19 protein-coding genes are annotated in these 20,914 nt (G+C 65.0%); 5 read left to right on the top strand and 14 right to left on the bottom strand.

The window, feature by feature from the left end; genetic code table 11:
* Window positions 1-60: 60 nt before the first annotated feature.
* The 8 genes from U5A65_RS03285 to U5A65_RS03250 form a co-directional block, all read right to left on the bottom strand.
* Window positions 61-528 carry a DUF3331 domain-containing protein gene (locus U5A65_RS03285; protein ID WP_321908264.1) on the bottom strand — a complete coding sequence of 156 codons (468 nt, stop codon included), beginning with the start codon at window positions 526-528 and terminating at the stop codon, window positions 61-63.
* Between the two features lie 211 nt (window positions 529-739).
* Complete coding sequence (locus U5A65_RS03280) at window positions 740-1,864, bottom strand: alkene reductase (RefSeq protein WP_321908267.1); 1,125 nt, start codon at window positions 1,862-1,864, stop codon at window positions 740-742.
* A 184-nt stretch (window positions 1,865-2,048) separates the two neighbouring features.
* The gene (locus tag U5A65_RS03275) at window positions 2,049-3,173 is read right to left on the bottom strand and encodes an FAD binding domain-containing protein (protein ID WP_321945465.1); all 1,125 of its coding nucleotides are present in this window, start codon (window positions 3,171-3,173) and stop codon (window positions 2,049-2,051) included.
* Between the two features lie 203 nt (window positions 3,174-3,376).
* Window positions 3,377-4,459 (bottom strand): amidohydrolase family protein, encoded by a 1,083-nt coding sequence (locus U5A65_RS03270; protein ID WP_321945464.1) that lies wholly within the window; start codon window positions 4,457-4,459, stop codon window positions 3,377-3,379.
* Between the two features lie 90 nt (window positions 4,460-4,549).
* The gene (locus tag U5A65_RS03265; protein WP_321945463.1) at window positions 4,550-6,184 is read right to left on the bottom strand and encodes a cation acetate symporter; all 1,635 of its coding nucleotides are present in this window, start codon (window positions 6,182-6,184) and stop codon (window positions 4,550-4,552) included.
* Window positions 6,181-6,543, bottom strand: a complete 363-nt coding sequence (locus U5A65_RS03260; RefSeq protein WP_321908274.1) for a DUF485 domain-containing protein — start codon at window positions 6,541-6,543, stop codon at window positions 6,181-6,183. Before U5A65_RS03260 ends, U5A65_RS03265 begins: the two co-directional genes overlap by 4 nt.
* A gap of 60 nt (window positions 6,544-6,603) precedes the next feature.
* Complete coding sequence (locus tag U5A65_RS03255) at window positions 6,604-7,827, bottom strand: FAD binding domain-containing protein (protein ID WP_321945462.1); 1,224 nt, start codon at window positions 7,825-7,827, stop codon at window positions 6,604-6,606.
* A 1-nt stretch (window position 7,828) separates the two neighbouring features.
* The gene (locus tag U5A65_RS03250) at window positions 7,829-8,323 is read right to left on the bottom strand and encodes a VOC family protein (RefSeq protein WP_321945461.1); all 495 of its coding nucleotides are present in this window, start codon (window positions 8,321-8,323) and stop codon (window positions 7,829-7,831) included.
* 283 nt (window positions 8,324-8,606) lie between these two features.
* Between U5A65_RS03250 and U5A65_RS03245 the strand changes: the two genes are divergently transcribed.
* Window positions 8,607-9,764, top strand: coding sequence for an FAD binding domain-containing protein (locus U5A65_RS03245; protein ID WP_321945460.1), 1,158 nt, complete (start codon window positions 8,607-8,609; stop codon window positions 9,762-9,764).
* Between the two features lie 19 nt (window positions 9,765-9,783).
* On the opposite strand, the gene U5A65_RS03240 is transcribed toward U5A65_RS03245, so the two are convergent.
* Window positions 9,784-10,692, bottom strand: a complete 909-nt coding sequence (locus U5A65_RS03240) for an AraC family transcriptional regulator (protein ID WP_321945459.1) — start codon at window positions 10,690-10,692, stop codon at window positions 9,784-9,786.
* A 347-nt stretch (window positions 10,693-11,039) separates the two neighbouring features.
* Here U5A65_RS03240 and U5A65_RS03235 point away from each other — a divergent pair, with 347 nt between their 5' ends.
* The 3 genes from U5A65_RS03235 to U5A65_RS03225 are packed head-to-tail and all read left to right on the top strand — an operon-like array spanning window position 11,040 to window position 13,168.
* Window positions 11,040-12,023, top strand: a complete 984-nt coding sequence (locus U5A65_RS03235; RefSeq protein ID WP_321908285.1) for an alpha/beta hydrolase — start codon at window positions 11,040-11,042, stop codon at window positions 12,021-12,023.
* A gap of 54 nt (window positions 12,024-12,077) precedes the next feature.
* A complete protein-coding gene (locus tag U5A65_RS03230; protein ID WP_321945458.1) occupies window positions 12,078-12,776 on the top strand; it encodes a phosphohydrolase in 699 nt (232 codons plus the stop codon).
* A complete protein-coding gene (locus U5A65_RS03225; protein WP_321908289.1) occupies window positions 12,773-13,168 on the top strand; it encodes a BON domain-containing protein in 396 nt (131 codons plus the stop codon). The genes U5A65_RS03230 and U5A65_RS03225 overlap by 4 nt, the downstream gene beginning before the upstream one ends.
* Window positions 13,169-13,207: 39 nt before the next feature.
* Here the strand turns inward: U5A65_RS03225 and U5A65_RS03220 are convergent, their stop codons facing one another.
* From U5A65_RS03220 to U5A65_RS03200, 5 genes are all read right to left on the bottom strand, one after another.
* Window positions 13,208-13,912, bottom strand: coding sequence for a TetR/AcrR family transcriptional regulator (locus U5A65_RS03220; protein WP_321908291.1), 705 nt, complete (start codon window positions 13,910-13,912; stop codon window positions 13,208-13,210).
* Between the two features lie 86 nt (window positions 13,913-13,998).
* A complete protein-coding gene (locus tag U5A65_RS03215; protein ID WP_321945457.1) occupies window positions 13,999-16,278 on the bottom strand; it encodes a xanthine dehydrogenase family protein molybdopterin-binding subunit in 2,280 nt (759 codons plus the stop codon).
* Window positions 16,275-16,787 carry a (2Fe-2S)-binding protein gene (locus U5A65_RS03210; RefSeq protein WP_321908295.1) on the bottom strand — a complete coding sequence of 171 codons (513 nt, stop codon included), beginning with the start codon at window positions 16,785-16,787 and terminating at the stop codon, window positions 16,275-16,277. Before U5A65_RS03210 ends, U5A65_RS03215 begins: the two co-directional genes overlap by 4 nt.
* Window positions 16,784-18,076: a cytochrome c gene (locus U5A65_RS03205; protein WP_321945456.1), complete on the bottom strand. Its 1,293-nt coding sequence runs from the start codon at window positions 18,074-18,076 to the stop codon at window positions 16,784-16,786. The genes U5A65_RS03210 and U5A65_RS03205 overlap by 4 nt, the downstream gene beginning before the upstream one ends.
* Before the next feature lie 193 nt (window positions 18,077-18,269).
* Window positions 18,270-19,493 (bottom strand): MFS transporter, encoded by a 1,224-nt coding sequence (locus tag U5A65_RS03200; protein WP_321945455.1) that lies wholly within the window; start codon window positions 19,491-19,493, stop codon window positions 18,270-18,272.
* Between the two features lie 398 nt (window positions 19,494-19,891).
* Between U5A65_RS03200 and U5A65_RS03195 the strand changes: the two genes are divergently transcribed.
* Window positions 19,892-20,809 carry a LysR family transcriptional regulator gene (locus U5A65_RS03195; RefSeq protein WP_321945454.1) on the top strand — a complete coding sequence of 306 codons (918 nt, stop codon included), beginning with the start codon at window positions 19,892-19,894 and terminating at the stop codon, window positions 20,807-20,809.
* The last annotated feature ends 105 nt before the right edge of the window (window positions 20,810-20,914 follow it).

The raw sequence follows: 20,914 nt of genomic DNA, 5'->3' as shown, positions 1-20,914 counted from the left end.
GCCGCGTGCTTCCGGTTTCGCGAACGCGCGCGGCGTCGAGGACCTCGGCGGCAATACCGCTTAGTGATCCAGTTCGAATCGACGCCCCGCCGCCAGGCCCATATCGAGCCCCTCGGAGGATTCCAGCACGCAGGCGAGAATCGAGTGGTTCGCGTTGGCCGGCCGGATACCTCGCCGATAAGGGCGGTAGATGGCGTCGCCACGGTTGACGGTCATGCCCGTCACGGTGCAAACCGTCTTGCGGCGCGCATGGGTGCGTCTCCAGAGTTGATCCGCGTAATGGCCGCACGTGGCGTCATACCAGCAGAGCGAGACGGCTGTGCTCGAAAGGCGTTCGAGCAGGCGGATATAGCCGGAAAACGGAACGTCGGATGCCGATCGAGTTGTTCCCTGTTGCGTACGCCCGTGTTCCCGCCTGCGCGTTGGGTTTGCCTGATGCATCGCCTCGATGTCGGCGGGCGAGCGAGTGGCGCGTTCGAGCGAGAGGATGGTTTGCTTCCACGGTTCGTCGTTTGCGCAGGGGTCCATTGGGCGGCTCCGTTTCGTCGGCATGCGAGCGGGTCCAGGCAAGGCCGCCCGGCCACGTTGCCGGTCCGGGCGCCGCGCGGGACGACATCGCGTTGAGGCCGGACAGGCAACGCTATTGTGGATCGCGACTGCTAAAAGGTCCTGAGCCGGAAGGTAAAAACTCCTGAAAAATGGGAAGGCGCAACAAGTACGCCCGCCGGCCGCTGTGCTGTCAGTCCGCGGTGGACACAAAGGCCGGATAGTCGATATAGCCTCGCTCGTCGCCGCCGAAGAACGTGCCCGGGTCGGCCGCATTGAGTGGCCGCGCGTCACGTAACCGTGCGGGCAGGTCCGGGTTGGCGATGAACGGACGGCCGAACGCGATGAGATCCGCACGGCCGCTTTCGATCGCGCGCGTTGCGGTTTCGAGCGTATAGCCGCCCGCAAGCATCAACACGCCCTTAAATTGCCGACGCATGAGCGCGATGATGGCGTCCCAGCGGGGATCGTACTTCTCGTCCTTCACCGTGCCGACAATAGCCGGTTCGACGAGATGCAGGTAAGCCAGATCCCGTCCGTCCAGACGCTCTGCGATATGGCCAAAGGTCGCTTCGGGCGTGTTGTCGCCCATACCCATGAAGCGGCCCATGGGCGTGAGCCGTACGCCGACGTTTTGCGCGCCGACTTCGTCGCTGACGGCTTCCACGATCTCGAACAGCAGGCGCGTGCGATTCTCGATGCTGCCGCCATACGCATCGGTGCGGCGATTGCTGTCGCTATTGATGAACTGATCAATAAGATAGCCGTTGCCGGCGTGAATCTCGACGCCGTCCATACCGGCTTGCATGGCGTGGCGCGCGGCGACGCGGAAATCCTGCACGATCTGAGCGATGCCATCGAGCGTCAATGCCTGAGGCACCGGCACATCGGCCCAGGCGCCATTGCCGTCGCTGTCGACGATGAACGTTTTGCCCGGCACGGGCATGGCCGTCGGCGCGACGGGCAGGCCGCCGCCTGGCTGGAAGATCGGATGGGAAACGCGCCCCACGTGCCAGAGTTGCAGGAAGATCTTGCCGCCTTCGGCGTGGACGGCAGCGCTCACGGCACGCCAGCCTTCGATCTGCTCTGCCGTATGGATACCGGGGGTCCAGGCGTAGCCTTGCCCCTGCTGCGAAACTTGCGTGGCCTCGGTGACGATCAGCGCCGCGCCAGCGCGCTGCCGGTAATACTCGACGTTCATCGGGGTCGGCACATTGCCCGGCTGGCCCGCGCGCGAACGCGTGAGCGGCGCCATGGCGACGCGATGGGCGAGTGAGTGACGGCCGAGGCGAATCGGTTGGAAGAGAGCGTCAGACATGGGATTCTCCGTGCATGGAAAGGGGAGCGGGATGTCTGTAACGTTATCGACGAACGGGACTGCGGAGAATCCATCGCGCGCGCTATGCAGTTTTGCGCCGGACGCTAGTGATCGCAGTGAGATGACTGGCGCGCATACGCGCGGCCCGAAACGCGTGGCGGCGCGCTCACGCCTTTCGAGGACTTCAAAGCGGCTCGCCGAGTCCGAACGATGCGGCAAGCTGCGGCCCTTTTTCGAGTAGAGAGGTGACTTCGGCGCGCCGCTGTGCCGACCAGTGCGCAAGGCGCTGCACGACATCGGGCGCATCTGGCGTAAGCGCTTGCGCGAGCGAGACGGCGTCGGCCGCCGCCTTCGACGTGCCGGATGCCGTATGCGGGCGCACCGTGCATGCCGCGTCGCCTACGAGCGCGACGCGGCCCTGTGCGAAGGCGGGGCTCAGTGCGTCGAAGATGGCCTGAACGAAGGGCGCCCGCGTGGCCAGCACGAGTTGTGCGAATACGGCGGGAAGCCGTTCGCCAGCAAGCCGTCTGAGCGTCGTGCCGGAGTCGTCCGAAAGCTGGCCCGCGTGGATCGACGCGTGATGAACGGTGCCTGCGCGGTCGGTCAAGTGGCGGCGTAATGCTTCGGGGTCCGTCTCGTTGCGATACCAGAGCCAGTTGAAACGCCGCGACCCCGGTGCGAGCGATCCGTCCAGCGCGGGAATCAGGAATGCCATGAAGAGTTCGCCGGGCGCCTTATGCAGCGTCATGTTCTCGACCAGTTTGGCGATGGCGTCGGCCCCGAAGTCCGCTTCGTCGACAATGCCGCGCCAGGCGATATAGCCCGCGAACGATGGGGCGTAGCCGGGAAAGAGCTGCGTTCGCAGAGTCGAGCCGGTTCCGTCTGCGGCGATCAGCACGTCGGCACGCTCAATGCGATTGTCGATTTGAACATCGACTCCTTCGGCATCCTGATGAAATCCCGCGATCGTCTGACCGTACCGGATGCGCTCGCGCGGCAACATGCTGCAAAGCGAACGGTAGACCATATCCCACGACGAGAACGGCAGCATCTCCGGCTCGTCGCGCGTGAGCACGCCGTCCCGGTCGATCCAGCGTCGGCGGCGCGTGGGCACGCTGATCATCGCGCGGCAGTGATGTCCGTGCTGTTCGAGGAAAGCCATCATGCGCCGCAGGACGGCCACGCCGCCGCCCTGGCCGCGCAGGGCTGTTGCGGACCGCTCGTAGATTGCTACATCGTGGCCGGTGCAATCGAGTGTCAGGGCGGCCGCGAGACCGGCGATCGAGCCTCCGGCAATGATGACTTTCATGCTTGCTGACTCCCAGATTCGACGTCAGGCGCAGGGCGTCATGCGCTGAGGCTGAAAACGGCGCGGTACGCCGCCCCGGACACGTTGCCACTGCTCGCAAAGCATAGCGTCAAAGCGCCCGGTGCGCCGGTATTGAGTCCTTCCTGGCCGGTTCGAAGCCGTTATTTCAGAACTATTCAGGGTTTCAGCCGCGCATTCGCACGCTATATGTGAAGAAGCTTACCCGCATTGCCGCCGAGTATCATCGCGCGCTGCTCCGCGCTCAGGTCGAGACGGTCCAGAAAGCGAACAGGCTGCTCATACCCCATGTCGAAGCAATAGTCGCTTCCGAGCACGAGCTGGTCGATGCCTATGTTCTGTATCAGGTAGTCGAGCACCGGGCCGGAGTGCGATACCGTGTCGTAGCTGAAGCGCCGCAGGTAGCTGCTCGGCCGTTGCGCGAGCCGCCGCGTTTCGGGCCGCACGGTCCAGCCGGCGTCCAGGCGTCCGATCAGGATCGGCAGTGCGCCGCCCGCATGGGGCAACGTCACGCGCAGGTCCGGATAACGGTCGAGCACGCCGCCGAGAATCAGATGCGAACCGGCGATTGCCGTATCGAATGGATTGCCGAGCAGGTTGCTCAGGTAGAAGTCGCCGAGCCGCGAGCCGCCCACGGTCTGCTGGGGATGCAGAAAGACCGGTAGATTCAGTTGCTCGATACGCGCGAAGATCGGCGAAAACCTGGGGTCGTCGAGATCGATACCGTTGATGTTCGTCCCCATATACACGCCGCGAACGCCTGGTAACTGCGAGGCCCGTTCGAGTTCGTCGATGGCGTCGGTGGCGTTGAGCATCGGCAGCGTTGCGAGTACGACGAATCGGGAAGGATGCTGCTGATAGATGCGCGACGCGGCCGTGTTCCACTCGCGTGCGAGCTTCGCGTTGAATGCCCGGTCGCCCCAATACGCCATCGGCACGCTCAGCGAAAGCGCCTGCACGTCCACGCCCGAGGCATCCATGTCCTTCAGGCGCTCGTCGACGTTGATGAATTTCATCGGAAGGGGGCCGAGACCGCCGGCAGGCGAACCAAATGTGAAAGACGTGTCGTCGCAAACGAACGATCCGCCGAACGGCTTCCCTTCGCCGCCGACAAGGTCGCACCAGGTTTCGGAGTAGTAGTGCGCATGAATGTCGATCGATCTGACCTTGACCGCCGCCACACGCGGTGCTGCAATTTGCGGCTCGGCCGCGCTGGCGGTACGCCCCGCCACGACGGCGCTGGCCAGGGCGGTGAGCGCGCCTGGCACGCGTCGCCGACCGGGTGAGATGCAGCAAAGGCAATTCACTGTGTTGTCTCCTGAAGCTTTGAGTTTTTGGTTGGGCGGGCTTGCATGCAGTTAGCCGCGCCGCGCCATGCCCAACTCGCACTCGACGAGCTGCGTGTCGAAGCGTGCGCGTTCGCGTGTAGCGCGCGCGGATCTGTCGGTCAGCGAGAACACGACAATCGCGACGAACGCGGCGGCCATGGAAAAGAGCGCGGGATACTCGTACGGGTACAGCGCGTGAGCGTGCCCGAGGACCTGCACCCAGACGGTCGGGCTCAATACCGTGAGCGTGACGGCGGTGATGAGGCCGACGAGGCCACCCAGAACCGCACCGCGCGTAGTGAGGCCGCACCAATAGATGGAAAGCAGAAGCACGGGGAAGTTCGAGCTGGCTGCAATCGAGAATGTCAGGCTGACAATGAACGCGATGTTCTGCTTTTCGAATGCGATGCCGAGCAGCATCGCCAGCACGCCCAGCACGAGGGTGGTCATGCGCGCCACGCGCATTTCCTCGCGGTCTGAAGCTTTGCCGCGCCGCAGGACGTTCGCGTACAGATCGTGCGAGATTGCCGAGGAGCCTGCCAGCGTGAGACCGGCGACCACGGCGAGAATGGTCGAGAACGCCACGGCGCAGATGAACCCGAGAAACACGTTGCCGCCGACCGCATGCGCGAGGTGAATGGCGACCATGTTCGCACCGCCTATCACGGTGCCCGAGGCAGTGTGATACTGCGGGTCTGTTGCGACGAGTGCGATCGTTCCGAAGCCGATCACGATGATGAGTGCGTAACCGACGCCGACAATGCCCGTAGCGTAAAGGATGCTCTTGCGCGCGGCTTTGACGTCGGCGACCGTGAAAAATCGCATCAGGATGTGAGGGAGGCCGGCCGTGCCGAAGATCAGCGCGAGACCGAGCGAGACCGCGGAAACCGGATCGGAAACGAGGCCGCCCGGACGCATGATGGCGGCGTGCTTCGGATGCGCGAGGACCGCCTGGGCGAACAGTGCGTTGAGGCTGAAGCCGAAATGCACGAGAACCATCAACGCCATGAAGGCCGCTCCAGCAAGCAGGAGTACCGCCTTGATGATCTGGATCCACGTTGTCGCGAGCATGCCACCGAAGAATACGTAGACGACCATGAGCAGTCCTACGATGACAACCGCGAACATATAGTTCAGGCCGAACAGCAGTTCGACGAGCTTGCCCGCTCCTACCATCTGCGAGACAAGGTACAGCAGGACGATGACGATGGAGCTGGACGCTGCGAAGGCCCGTATGGGCCGCTGCTGAAGGCGGTAGGAGACCACGTCCGCCAGCGTGTATTTGCCGAGGTTGCGCAGCGGCTCGGCGATCAGGAAAAGAATGATCGGCCAGCTCGCGAGAAAGCCGATCGAGTAGATCAGGCCGTCATAGCCGCTCGTGAAAACCAGCGCGGAGATGCCGAGCAGCGACGCCGCCGACATATAGTCGCCTGCGATCGCCCAGCCGTTCTGGAACGCGGTGATCTTGCCACCGGCGGCGTAGTGGTCGGCCACGCTGTGATTCTTGCGGGCGGCCCAGCGGGTAATGAACAGCGTCGAGGCCACAAAGAGGAGGAACATGGCGATTGCGATCGGATTGTGTCCGCGCGCGAGCGACGAGGGGCTCGCCGCGAGTGTGGGCAATGCTTCGACGGCGAGGACCGCCGCCAACAAGAGGCGCTTCATCGATCATCTCCTTCGCGGATCGCTGCCGCCATGCCGTCATGTACCGAATTGGCCTGGTGGACGTACACGGCGACGAGCACGAATGTGAGAACGAACATGCCGAAACCGATCGGGATACCCCACGTGGTCGGTTCACCGGCCATGATCGGCGTGCCGAGCAAGCTGGGCGAGAAAGCGAGGGTCAGGATGAAGGCGAAATAGATCGCCAGCATCAGGAAGGTCAGCGACCACGAGAGTGTCCGGCGCTTTCTGACCAGCTCGCGAAAGCGCGAGTCGTCGAGCAGCGGATGCGCTGCGAGGGCGGGGGCGGCCATGCTTTCCATGGCGGCGCCCGCGACTGCCGGGATGGGATGTTCCACGTTGTCTCCTCGATGTCGGGTGCGGCGTGGCTGACCCGCCAGGTCAGCCGCTGCTTGCGCTCAGAAATGCGCTGGAACGGCGGTTTCCCGCATCACGGCTTCGGGTGTGCGATACCGCTCGGCCATTTCGCGTTCGGTTTCGTCCTTGAGTTGCGCCTGCATATAGGCGCCGAGATGGCGGGCGTGCTGAACGATCGCAACACCGAACTGCGTGCGTTCGTCGCTATAGTCGGCCAGCGCATCGAGCGTGTCAGCGTTGCGATTGAGCGCTGCAACCAGCGCCATTGCGTCACCGGCGGCCTTCGTGACACCCATGCCGCAATGCGGCCGTGCGACGAAGGCAGCATCGCCTAGTAGCGCGACCCGGCCGAACGCCATCCTGGGAACTTCGAGATCGAAGATTGGCTGGAAAAGGGGCTGCGTAGCCCGTGTGACGACTTCGGCGAACTGAGGCGCGAGCAGGGCGAATGCGGCATCCTCCATGTCGGCGAGCACGTCGCGCCGGATGTGTGTCGGTGGAATGCCGCCCGACCAAACCTTGCCCGTGGCGTCGGTCAGCAGGTTGGGCAAATCGGTGTCTTCGCGGGTGGCGCGATACCAGACGAAGTTGTACCGCCGCTCGCCGGACTTCGTGCTATTGCCTTGCCCGGCGACCGGATAGCCGATGATCTGTTCGCGCTGAGGCAGGCAGAACGCGAATTTTTCGAAGAGCGCAGCATGGGTGTCGCAGGACAGCGCGGTCTCGTCCACGAGACCACGCCACGCCACGTAACCGGCGTACTTGAGCTGCGCTTCGGGCAGGAATTTTGCGCGTACTGCGGAGCGGAATCCGTCGGCGGCGATCACGAGGTCGGCGTGCACGCAAGAGCCGTCGGAAAGCGTGACGATGGCGCGTTGCGGCCCGTCGGCAATGTCCGTCACGCTCGCGCCACAGTGATAGTGCTGATCCGGCAATGCGGCGCGCAGCGCATGGTACATCTTGCTCCATGCCGTCAGCGTTTGCGGGAGTTCGCGTTCGGAAACGATCGAGCCGTCCTGCGCGAAGGTCACGCGCGATTGCACCTTCACACCGATCGATTCGTCGATGCGCACGCCCGCGGCATGCATCACCTCGAACAATTCCGGATGCGTCACGATGCCCGCGCCGCGGCCGGACAGTTCTTCCGGCACCCGCTCGAAGACGTCGACGTCCCAGCCGTTGCGCAGCAGGAGATTCGCGGCGAAAAGACCGCCAAGCGAGCCGCCGATGATGGCGGCTTTGCGGTTCGTGGAAGTGGGGTTCATGTCAGGCTCCGTGGGCGACTTGCACGACTGCATGCTGCGATTGGGCTGCGCCGTGCGTGCTCAGATGAGCGACTTCGGCAGCGGGGAAGTTGAGTTCGATGGTGACGCCCGACGGGTCTTCGATGAAAACCTGGTGGAGTCCGAGGCTGGGAACCGTACGGTCGCGCCATGCGATGTTTTCGGCGCGCAGCGTATTCCACATGGCTTCAACGCCGGTGGCGAGGAACGCAATATGGTCGACCGTGCCCGTTCCGGTTGCCGGCAATGCCTTGTCGCCGAGGTAGACAAGGAGTCCTTCCGGATTGTCGGGATCGACGCCGATGATGTGAACCGTGCCGTAGTCGCCTTCGTCGCCGCCCTTGTACAACCACGCGCCGGGGAAGTCGAACGGAGGGCGGTAGCCCTGCTTGAAGCCGAGCACGCGTTCATAGAACCGGCACGATTTATCGAGGTCGAGTGTGCGAATCGAATAGTGCGCGAGTTGGATAACGGGCATGATGCTCTCCTGTTATTTATCAGTCGATCATTGATCGGTTGATAAATTCTAGTGCAAATACGCTGTTGGGCAAGACGGGCTTGGAACGGTGTTAACCCTGGACGGGCCTGCGCGAGGGCAGCTGCAGGAGCCGATGCTGACCGCGAAAGGCCGCGAATCCTGAGTGGGAGGCCTTGCTTGCGGGCCACGCAATGCTGCATTGCGTCCAGCCTGGATTCTGGATCGCGGCTGTTACGCCTACGCTAATGGCCTGGCTTCAATGCCGAACTGAAGGAGCAACGACATGACAGATCGAACATCGCGTCGCGCAGTGATCATTGGCGGTTCGCTGGGCGGGCTCTTTACCGCTGCGTCTTTGCGGGCCGTCGGCTGGACCGTCGATGTCTACGAGCGCTCGGTTAGCGAACTGGACAGCCGGGGCGGCGGGCTCGTCATGCAGCCCGATCTGCTCGAAGCCTTCCGGTTCGCGGGCATCGCCCACGCGCCGCAGCTTGGCGTGCCGTCGCGGGACCGGCAGTATCTCGACGCGAGCGGTGCGGTGCTGTTGCGCCAGCGTATGCCGCAGGCGCAGACCGCCTGGAGCGTGCTGTACAACACCTTGCGGGCCGGTCTTCCCGATGACGTGATTCATTCGGGTGTTGCGCTCACCGCCTTCGAACAGGACAGCGATGGCGTCGATGTGATCCTCTCAAACGGACAGCGTGTTCGCGCCGATCTGCTCATAGGCGCGGACGGCCCGCATTCGACCATGCGCTCGCTGCTGTTGCCGGGCGATTTTCCCGACTACGCGGGATATGTGGCGTGGCGCGGTCTTTTGCCGGAAACGGCCCTCGACCCGACGAGCGCGGCCCGGCTCGTCGATGCGTTCACGTTCCAGAGCGGCGATGCGCACCAGTTGCTGACCTATCTCATTCCCGGAGAGGACGGTTCTACGCGTGTGGGCGAGCGGCGCTGGAACTGGGTCTGGTACCGGCCGCTGGCAGAGGGCGCGCCGCTCGACGCCGCGCTGACCGACCGGCAGCGCGTGCAGCGCGCCCTGTCCGTGCCGCCAGGCGCCCTCAGCGACGAGATCGGCGCCCGCCTGCGGGCGGACGCCCGTGAGCAGCTCGCGCCCGCTCTGGCCGCACTCGTTCACGCGACCGAAGCGCCGTTTCTGCAGATTATCCAGAACTATCGTGCGCCGAGGCTCGTGTTCGGCCGGGCGGTGCTGCTGGGCGACGCGGCCTTTGTCGCGCGGCCGCACACCGGCGCGGGCGCCGCGAAGGCCGCGGCCAACGCAGTCGCCCTTGCACAGCGGCTGCGCGACCCCGTAAGACCCATCGACGAGGCCCTGAAGCAGTGGGAAGCGGTCGAGTGGCGCAACGGCGTGAGGCTGTCCGAGTTTGGCATAGCGCTCGGCAAGCAGATCATGGGCGACCTCAGCCTGCAACCGGCGTCATGACGCGCGCCTGAAAACGGTATCACGCCGTCCGGCGTCGCCATGCGCCCGGAGACACGCCGACGATCCTGAGGAATACGCGGCTCAGGTGGCTTTGATCCGCGAAGCCGCAGGACGCCGCGATCTGCGCGAGCGTCATGTCCGTGGCGTCCATGAGCGCTCGCGCCTGCTCCGTGCGCTTTTCCAGCACCCATTGATGCGGCGTTTGTCCCGTTTCCTTCGCGAATGCGCGAATGAAATAGCCGCGCGACAGGTTGCATTCGCGTGCGACGTCGGCAATCGAGAGTCCGTAGCGCGAACAGTCGAGCAGCATTTCCTTCGCGCGGGCCGCGCAGGCGCGCGACAGGGCGCCCTTGGCGCGTTCGTCGGTGGGCCGCAGGTTGCCGTATTGACGCGAGAGATGCGTGCCGATAGCCACGCCGATCTGTTCGATGAGCAACGTGTTGATCGCGCCGGACGTGTCGAGGCTGGCGGCGAGCGCACGCGCGTGATGACCGAGCACGAGATCTTCCTGCTCGACCGCGCAGGTCAGCCCGTGAACAGGACGCACGTTGTGCTCGTCGGTCAGGTTATTCAAGAAAGCGTGGGACAACTCGACCAGCAGAAAGTCGAAATTGCCGTATAGATCGGCCCGGTAGTGCTCGGAGAAGTCGCGGATATAGATCGAGTTGTCACGAAAACGCCGATCGATTGTCTGCGCGCCGCGGAAGATCTTGCGCCGGTGACCGCTGCGCAGCGAGACGCCGATGAGAAAGCCGCGCTCGCATCCGGGCATGGCGATGCATTCCAGCTCCGGCTTGTCCATACACTTGCGAAAGAACGTGATGCCGCCGTTCTCGATTTGCATGTCCCGGCGCAGCTTGGTGGAAACGCACCCGAGCGAGTCTTTCGAGCCGGTTGATGGATTTGGCATGAGCGGTGATGAAATCATCGGGGTGGTCCGTACGCGTGGTAATGCCTGGTAATGGCCGGTAATGCTTTGCAATTATGGCTCAGAAAGAAAGCCTGCGTTGGCCGCGATTGGGGCTGATTGGGGCTATAGGTGAGCGCGACGTCGGGGCATCGAATCGTCTTATTGTTCAGCGTCCAGTTGGCGCCTTGCCGCCACCTGAACGCGCCATTAAGCATATTTAAGCGTCGGAAAAGGACCTTTTAATTCTGCGCCGTTAAGCTGGGTTCCCGATGCGGGGCATGGCCTGCTTGCATCGTGGACAACAGCTACACGCAGACTCATCTCGCGATAGCCCGCGTATGGGTCGGCAACGACGGAGAACAACGATGAACTTGCAAGAACACGCGAGCGCGCCGTCGCCGGCGCGACGCAGACTGCTTTCGGCCAGCGCAGGCGTGGCCGGCGCGGTCGCCATGTCGGGTCTGCCCACGGCGGCTTCGGCTGCCGGCGGCACGGGCGCGCACAACGCCAGCGAGCATATGCGCAACGGCAGCTTTGTGAAGGCCAAGGACGGCACCGAGATCTACTTCAAGGACTGGGGCACCGGCACACCGGTGGTCTTCTCGCACGGCTGGCCGCTTTCGGCGGACGCGTGGGACCCGCAAATGCTCTTTCTGGTGAATCAGGGCTACCGGGTGATCGCGCACGACCGTCGCGGGCACGGGCGCTCGGGCCAGCCGTCCGCCGGTAACGATATGGACACCTATGCAGACGACCTGGCAGCGGTGCTCGATGCGCTCGATGTGCGCAATGCGATGCTCGTCGGCCACTCGACGGGCGGTGGCGAGGTCGCGCACTACATCGGCCGGCACGGCTCGAAGCGGGTGGCAAAGGCGGTGCTGATCGGCGCAGTGCCGCCGCAGATGGTGAAGTCGGCGACCAACCCCGGCGGCCTGCCCATGTCGGTGTTCGACGGCATTCGCGACGGCGTGGCAGCCAACCGCTCGCAGTTCTATCTCGATCTCGCAACGCCGTTCTATGGCTTTAACCGCCCGAACGCGAAGGTCTCGCAAGGTCTCGTTCAGGACTTCTGGCGGCAGGGCATGCAAGGCTCGATCAAAGGCCAGTACGAGTGCATCAAGCAGTTCTCCGAGGTCGACTACACGGAAGACCTGAGGAAGATGGACATGCCGACGCTCATCCTCCACGGCGACGATGACCAGATCGTGCCGATCGACGATTCGGCACGCCTGTCGGCGAAGCTCGTCAAGCACGCTACGCTCAAGGTCTATCCCGGCGCGCCGCATGGCATGTGCAGCACGCATGTCGCCCAGGTGAACGCGGATCTGCTGGCGTTCCTGAAGGGATAAGTCCGGCTGCCGGTGTTCGCCCGCGCCGTGACAGGCGCGAGCATGGAGCGCGTCATGAAACCTGAACTTGCGGCAAAGCCGATTGAAGTCGCGGGCGTGCGTATTCCGCGCACCGCGCTCGCGGCGCTCGCACTCGAGAACGCCTGCGCGGCGCTCGATCCGCTTCTGGTCGGACACGCGCATCGTGTGTTCGTGTTCGCGGCGCTCGCCGCCCGTCGCGAGCGTCATGCATGCGACGCGGAAACGCTCTATGTGAGTGCGATGTACGCGAACATGGGCCTGAGCCCGGCCTATGCGCACTCGAACTTGCGTTACGAGGTGGACAGCGCCGATGCGGCGCGCGCGCTGCTTGCGGGTGTTTCACCCTGCGTGGCCGAGGACGTGTGGCGGGCGATCGCCCTGCACACCACGCCGGGCATTCCGGAGCATGTTTCGCCGCTTGCGCGCCTGCTGGCGCAAGCGGCGGGCACTGACCTCACCGGTGCGAACTACGACGCGTATACGTGCGCCGAACACACGGCCATTCTCGCGGCGTATCCGCGCGAAGCCACGTTCTGCGAAGACGTGATCCAGGCGATAGGCAGAGGCGTCGCCCATCGTCCGCACACGACGAGCGGCACGTGGAGCGCGGACATTCTTGCGCGGCTCGATCCCGATTACTGCCGGCTGAATTTTTGCGGGCTCATTCTCGGCTCGCGCTGGACTCAGCCGGACAAGCACTTTCTTTCTCACTCAAGAAGACAAAAACCATGAAGCAGCGTTTGATTCCGATGTTGGCCGCCCTCGCATTGACGAGCGTTCACGCCCTGGCCGCCGATGCGGCAACGTCCTATTCGCCGCCTGTCGTGACGCACGCACCGACCGACGCGTCGGGCGCAGCACAGGAGAAAGCGACGCGCAAAGCGGCTCACAAAGCCGAAAAAGCCGCCGACCGCAAGCTGGCGGCAACCGTGCGCAAGGCGGTGACGAAGGAGGGCGATGTGCCGATGGCAAACGTCGTCGTGCTGGCGAAATCGGGTGTGGTCACGCTCACCGGAACGGTGCCCGATACCACCCAGATCGCGGCCGCGCAGCAGCACGCGCAAGACGTGGAAGGCGTGAGCCAGGTCGTCAACCGGTTGACCGTGCGCACGCCAGGCAACTAAGCGGCCGCAAGCCGGTGTAACGCCAGCGATATGCAGGCTTTATGCCGGCTTGCGCGGCTTGCGACGCGACTGCTTGAGCGTATGGGGCACGCCATTGAGGAAGGCGTCGATTTGCTGGGCAATTTGGGCGTCGATATCTTCGGGCACCGGCAGCGCGTAAATCCACTTGCGCACACCGATATAGAAAATACTGGCGTGCAGGCTCCAGATCAGTTCGAGGTCGGACGCCCGCTCCGCGGCGGTCGTGGCGGCGTTTGCGCCGTACGCCGCCCGGATCTCGCGCATCATCGGCAGGAACACGCGCTCGCGCAGCCGCCCCAGATAGCGCGAGTTGATGCCTTCCTTGGTGAGCCCGGCGAAGATGAAGATACGGATCCACTCCCGGCGCAGAATCACTTTCGAATAAGCCGTGTAGAAGCGCACCATGCGCTCCTGGATGGGAATCGTGCGGTCCGTTATCAGCTTTTCCCACGCCGTGTTCCACTCGTAGACTTCGTCGTACACACGGTCGATGAGCGCTTCCTTGCTCGGGAAATACCGGTAAAGCAGTGGCTGGGTCACGCCAAGCTGACGCGCCAGCTCGCGCGTGCTTCCCGAAAATCCATGCGTGGCGAAATGATCGATGGCCTTGACGACGATTTGCCGCTCGCGCACCTCGGGCGGCAGGCGCCGCGCGGCGCCGGGCTGGCCGTCGTTCGTGGCGTCGTCGGGCAGCTCGGCCGGCGCGGCTTTTTTACGGGGCATGCTGGATCCACTCCTTGATCGGTGGAGTGGATCATACAAACTTTTGCGCTGGCGTGGCTAGCGGCGACCAGCCTGCAACGCGGCCCCTACACCTCGATGAGCTTCCTCAGCGTGTCGCCGGCCAGCGGCATTTCGCGCACGCGCTTGCCGGTCGCGTCGAACAGCGCATTGGCGAGCGCGCCTGCCGTCGGGCCCATCGAGGCCTCCGCCGTACCGAGGAACGGCGCGCCGGGGCGGTCGATCAGGTGCACGTCGATGCGCCTGGGCACCGAATCGAAGCGCAGAATCGGGTACGTTCCCCAGTCGAAGCTGCGAATGCGGCTCGTGTCGTAGCGCAGTGCCTCGTGCAATGTCCAGCTGGCCGATTGCACGATGCCGCCTTCGATCTGGTTGCGCGCGCCGTCGGGATTCACGACCTGGCCGCAATCCACGGCGGCCTGCGCTTCTTCGAGCCTCACGATACCCGTTTCGGGCTCGACGGAGATTTCCACGGCGATCGCGACATAGGCCATCAGATTCTTGTACTTCGCGAACGCGAAGCCCACGCCGCGATTGCGCGCGCGCGGTGGCCGCGGCCACCCGAACTGCTTCGCCGCAAGCCGGATCACCTCGCGCGCGCGTGGATCGTCCATGTGATGCAGACGGAACTCGACGGGATCGATGCCGGCCATGTGCGCGAGATCGTCCATCGTGCTCTCGATCGCGAACACGTTGGTGTGCGCGCCGAGCGAGCGCATCGCCGATGTCTGCAGCGGCATGGTCGGCGAGAAGTTGTTCATCACCTCGATGTTGGGCAGCGTGTAGAGCGGAATGCCGTTGCGGTCGCCGCCGCCCTCGGGTTGCAGCATCGGCGTCGAGGGTGCGGAAACGAAGGGCTTTTCCAGCATGCGCGCGGGCAGCAGCCGCCCGGCGTTGACGATGCGCTCGTTGTGCGAGCTGCTCCAGAGCGCGTATTGCCAGTCGACGATGCGCCCTCTCGCGTCGATCGACGCCTTCACTTGCGTCACCATCGCAGGCGTGAAGTGGTCCCACGTGTGCTCCTGTTCGCGCATCCACTGCACGCGCACCGGATGCCCCGGCATGGCTGTGGCGATCAGCGCGGCGTGCGCGGCAGCATCGTCGGCGCCGTTGTGGCCGTAGCAGCCGGAGCCCTCGGTGTGGACGCAGCGCACGCTCTCCTTCGGCATGGAGAGCATTTCGGCCAGCGCGTCGCGCAGCGGATAGACCCCTTGCGAGTGGGTCCAGACGGTGAGCTCGCCCTCGTCGAGCTGCGCGACGGCGCACGAAGGCCCGATCGAGCCGTGCAGCAAATACCGTTTGATGAAGCGCGCTTCCAGCGTTTTCACGGCAGGCGCGCACGGAGCATGATGGTCCACAATCTTGATCTGCTGCGTGCAGAGCGGCTTGAGGTCGCGATGCACGGTCGCGGGATCGGGCAGGGCGCGTCCCGGCGACCATTGGCAGCTGGCCGCCAGGGCGCGTTGCGCCGTCACCGCTTGCCATTCGCCGTGCGCCACCACGGCGAGCATGCTGCCGTTGCGCACGATCTTCACGACGCCGGGCATTTTCATGATCGCGGCCTCGTCGAACGCAAGAAGCTTCGCGTCATACACAGGTGGCATGACGACGCGTGCGTGCAGCATGCCCGGCAACTGCATATCCTGGACATAGCTCACGCCGCCCGTGACCTTCGACGGAATATCGAGGCGCGGGAACGGTGTGCCGATCACACGAAACGTCTTCGGGTCCTTGAGCGGCGAAGTGGGCGTTGCGTTGCGATGCAGGTCCACGAGGCCGACGGCTTCGCCGTAGCTCATCGTTCGGCCGTCCTGTGCGCGGATGACGCCGTCGCTCGCACTGAGCGCGCCGCCATCGACGCCAAAGCGCTTCGCGGCAGCGTCGACGAGCAGGCCGCGCACCTGTGCGGCGGCATTGAGCAGCGCACTGCCGCTGTCGGCCATCGTGTGGCTGCCCGCCGTGAGGCCCTCGTCGGGCGAGGCGCCCGTGTCGGCGGTGAGGAACGTGATGAGCGAGGGCGCCATATCCAGCTCTTCGGCGGCGACCTGAAGCAGCGCCGTGCGCACGCCCGTGCCGAGTTCGACCTTGCCCGTAAAGACCGTGACTTTGCCCGCAGGCGTGATCTTGATCCACGCATCGAGCAGCGGATTGGTCTTGAGGCTGCCGGCCAGCGCCTGGGTTTCCTTCGCAACGTGCACGGCCGCGCCTTCGTCGGCGATGACTTCCTGGGCGAGGACGTCCGCGCCCTTGACCAGGCTGAACGCGACGAAGAGCGCGCCGGAAATCATGAAGTGCCGGCGGCTTTCGTCGATGGGGGCGTCGATGGAGTCGTCGTCGTGGTGGCTCATGATGCGGTCTTCGCGGCAGTGACGGGATGCGTGGCCGGGGTGCTCGCCTGCGGCGGGGGCAGGCCCGCGACATCGCGGATGGCGGCGAGGATGCGCATGTGCGTACCGCAGCGGCACAGGTTCGGGTCCATGTGCGCACGTAGCTCCTGCTCCGTGGGATGCGGGTTGCGATCGAGCAGCGCTTGCGCGCGCATGATCATGCCCGCGATGCAGTAGCCGCACTGCGCCGCCTGATGCTTGATGAACGACTGCTGCAGCGGGCCCGGATGCGCCGCGCTGCCGAGGCTTTCGAGCGTGCGAACCGGCCGCGTGCCGATTGCGGTTACGGGCACGAGGCAGGAGAAGGTCGCCTCGCCGTCCACGATGACCGTGCACGCGCCGCATTGGCCGAGTCCACAGCCGAATTTCGCGCCATGCAGCTTGAGATCGTTGCGCAGCACATACAGCAGCGGCGTGGAGGGATCGATGTCGAGCGCGTGCTGCACGCCGTTTACGTTCAGTGAAATCATCGCGCACTGTCCTCCTTTCTGAGCTGGGCGACGAGGGGTTCGGCGTCGGGCCACGCGGGTCGTGTCGAGTAGGCGCCGCGCACGTAGGCGACGAGGTCGGCGATTTGCCTGTCGTCGTAGACGTCCATGAACGCAGGCATGTAGTTCATCGCGTCAGCGCCGTGCCAGGTGATGCCATTGAGGATCATCTGCACCGCGTTGCGCGGCGTGGCCGAGGTGACCGCCGTGCCGAACGCGAGCGTCGGACGCTCGCCGATCGTTTGCATGGGAGAGCCCGGGCCGTGGCATTGCTTGCACGAGGCGTTGAAGAGCACCGCGCCGCGCTGTTCGGCGGGCGTGGCCTCGCGTGCCGCGACGCGCACGGCAGGCGAGGCCGGTTTGACTTCCGGCGGCGAACGCTTCTGCAGCGAGAGGATGTAGGTGGCGATCGCCTCGACGTCCTCCACCGGCACGGTCGCGAGGTCGCGCGTGACCGGCAGCATCGGGCCCGCGGCGGCGCCGTGTTCCGAGGCGCGTCCGGCGCGCAGGTAGGCGACGAGCTGCGACTTCGTCCACGGCTTTGCCGCGCTGTCGAGCGCATTGAGAGGGGGCGCTTCCCAGCCGTCCACCACGCCGCCGCCGAAGGCGCGGCCGGCCTTCTCGCCGCCGATGGCGTTCAGCGGCGAATGGCACGAGGCGCAATGGCCGAGACCATCGACGAGCAGCTTGCCGCGGTTCCACTGCGCGTCCTGCGAAGCGTCCGACTCGCGGGGGCCTGCGCGCAGGAACAGCAGGTTCCAGAACGCCACCGGCGGTCTGAAGTTCAGCGGAAAGATCAACGCATTGGCCGGCGCGCTCGCCTGAACCGGTTCGCGGCTCATGAGGTAGGCATAGGCCGCGGCAATGTCGTGGTCGGACATGCGGGTGAAATGCACATACGGAAACGCGGGATAGAGCAGATGCCCGTCCCGCGAGATCCCGTGCCGCACGGCGCGTGCAAACGCGGCCTCGGACCATGCGCCGATGCCCGTTTGCGGGTCCGGCGTGATGTTGGTCGCGTAGATCGTGCCGAACGGCGTGGCGAGCGGCAAGCCGCCCGCGAACGGACGGCCCTCTTTCGCCGTGTGGCAGACGATACAGTCGCCGAGCGCGACCACGCGCGCACCCTCGCGCTTGAGCTGCGCATCGAAGCTGTCCGGCGACGGCGGCGTGATGGCTGCGATGGGCGGTCGGTACATGATGACCACGGCGGCCGCGAGTCCCACGACGACGATTGCCGCCGCACCGATCCAGAGTCGTCTGCGGTTCATGAACGCTCCCGCTGCTTGGTGGCACGCGCGGCCCGGGTCATCGTGCTCCCTACCGCACGCCGCATGAGAGCGGGGGCTGATGACTCGGGATGACTCAGCAAGTAGGACATGGTCAGGAATCCTGAAACGGATGAGAAGACCGGGCACCAGTCAACAGCGTGCCGCGCATCGGGCGAGGCGCGCGGCAGACCGGTCAAAGCGTGCTTGCGCTCGCGCGCGCATGCGCGCGGCCGACGAGCAGAAAATGGACGAACGAAACAAGCGGGAAAGCCAGGGCGACACCGGCAACGAGCGTCCAGCCGCCGTGTTCATACAGCGTGCTCGCCAGCGCCGAGCCGAACGCACCGCCGACGAAGATGCTCGTCATGTAGAGCGCGTTGAGGCGGCCGCGGCTCGCCGCGTGAAGCGCATAGATTTCCCGCTGCCCCAGGACCATGTTCATCTGTACGGCGAAGTCGAGCACGATGCCCGTGACGACGAGGCCGTAGACGCCGAATGCCGGATGAATCAGCGCGGGCGCGTAGGCCAGCGCGGCTGCGATCAGGGCGATGAACGTGGCCCGCACGGAGTGGCCCGCGTCGGCGAGACGGCCGGCGAGTGGCGCGGACGTCGCGCCGATGGCGCCGACCAGCGCGAAGACGGCGATGGCGGACTGCGAGAGGCCGTAGTGGCGCGTGAGTTCGATGGGCACGGCGGTCCAGAACAGGCTGAACGAGGCGAACATCAGCCCTTGATAGAGGGCGCGGTGACGCAGCACCGGCATCGTGCGCACCAGATGCAGCAGCGAACCGATCAGCTCGAAATAGGACGCCTGGTGCTCGGGCTGGCGGCGCGGAATGGTCAGCGCGAGGATGGCGGTGACGAGCGCCATGAGCACGGCGGCGGCGGCGAACACGAAGCGCCAGCCGAAATGGTCGGCGACCACGCTCGAGAGCGGGCGCGCGAGCAGGATGCCGAGCAGCAGGCCGCTCATGATCGTCCCGACAATGCGGCCGCGCGCGTGATCGGGCGCGAGGTGCGCAGCGAGCGGAATGAGGATCTGGACGGCGACGGAGCTGAAACCGATCAGCAGCGAAAGGGCCAGGAACCAGCCTGGAGAGTGCGCGAGCGAGGCTGCCGCGAGGCTCGCGATCGACACGAGCGCCGTTGTGATCATGAGCTTGCGGTTTTCGAGCAGATCGCCGAGCGGCACGATGAAGAACAGGCCGAATGCGTAGCCGATCTGCGTGAGCGAGACGATCAGGCTCGCCGAACCGGCCGACATGTGCAGCGACGGGCCGATCAGTTCGGTGATCGGCTGCGCGTAGTACAGGTTGGCGACGATCGCGCCGCAACTGAACGCGAACAGCGCAATGAGTCCCTGGGTGAGCTTGATTGCCGGCGTCTTGTGGCCAAGCGTGCTCGAGGGCGTGGGCATGATGGTTCCTTGAACGAAGAAGTCACTGTGGCGGGGGCGATGTGATACTCGAGCGCAGCAGTCCCCGTCGTCGCGACACCGTAAGGGCGGAGGCGATGTCGGTTGCGTCAAGATTAGGCAATGGTCGGCGGCACCGGAATATGCTCGCGGCGCAACCGCCCGTTGCATCCTGCGCAACATAAAGGCTGAGACCCGTGCCGCATGGCGCCCCGTGGCCTCGTGATGCTGCAAGCGTGTCACGATGCGTCTGAAAAGTCTTGAAACTGCCTGTTAATTGTTGCGCGCGCCCACAGTTCAGCGGCGCTGAAAGCCGCGCGAAATGATCGGACGATAAAAAGGGAGGCATGCTGCCGTCTTTCGCCGGATGCGTCGGTAATCGCGCTGGCATAATCGCCGTCATGGACAAACTACTCGCGCTCAATACCCTGCTCGAAGTCGTCGATGCGGGCGGCTTCGCCAAGGCCGCCCAGCGTCTTGGCGTGGCGACGTCTTCGGTCACGCGCCTGATGGACGCCCTCGAAGCCGCGCTCGGCACGGCGTTGTTGACGCGAACGCCGCGCCGCGTCAGCTTGACCGAAGCGGGTACGGCATACGTGGAGCAGGTTTCCAGGATCCTCGACGACCTCGCCGAGGCCGACGAGAGCGTGCTCGACAGCGGCGCCGCGCCGGCCGGCGCGCTGCGCATCACCGTGCCGTCCGTCTACAACCGCGTCGTGCTCGCGCCGCATCTCACGGCGTATCTGCGCGAGTATCCGCGCGTCGCCCTCGACGTCGTGGTCGCCGATCATTTCGTAGACCTTGCTGTCGAGCGCATCGATGTCGCGGTGAGAATCGGGTTGCCGTCGGGTGACCCCAATCTCATCGTGAAGAAGCTGGCCGCAAACCCGCGCATTGTCGTCGCCAGCCACGAGTACCTCGAACGCGCGGGCTTGCCCCGGCATCCCGGCGAAATCACGGAGCACGAATGCCTTCGCATTGCGTATGGCGGCAGTTATCGCGCGCACCAGGCCTGGACGTTCGCACGCGGTGAGGTGGAGGAAAAGGCGAATGTGCGCGGGCGGCTCATCTCCAACAACCTCGACATGCTGCTGGAAGCGGCGCTGGCCGGCCAGGGACTGGCGCTCTTGCCCGCGTGGCTCGTGAACGAGCATGTGCGCGCGGGCCGTCTGATGCACTGCCTGGCTGACTGGAGCGTGACGCCGCACAACGGCGACGCCGTGGTGTACGCCGCGTATCTTCCGAACCGGCGTCACTCGACCAAGGTGCGCGCCTTGCTGCAGTTTCTCGAGGCACGGGTGGGGCAGGAGGCGGTTTAACGCGCGGCGTGGACCGTGGGCATGGCGAGAACGGCATGGTTGCCGGCTCGCCGCGTCGCTTACACGTTCAGAACGTTTCAGTCCGGCTTAATGTCCGCCGGTGCG

The organism is Paraburkholderia sp. J10-1, from assembly GCF_905220165.1.
In the GTDB taxonomy this organism is placed as follows: Bacteria; Pseudomonadota; Gammaproteobacteria; order Burkholderiales; family Burkholderiaceae; genus Paraburkholderia.
This window is presented reverse-complemented; position numbering and strand designations above follow the sequence as displayed.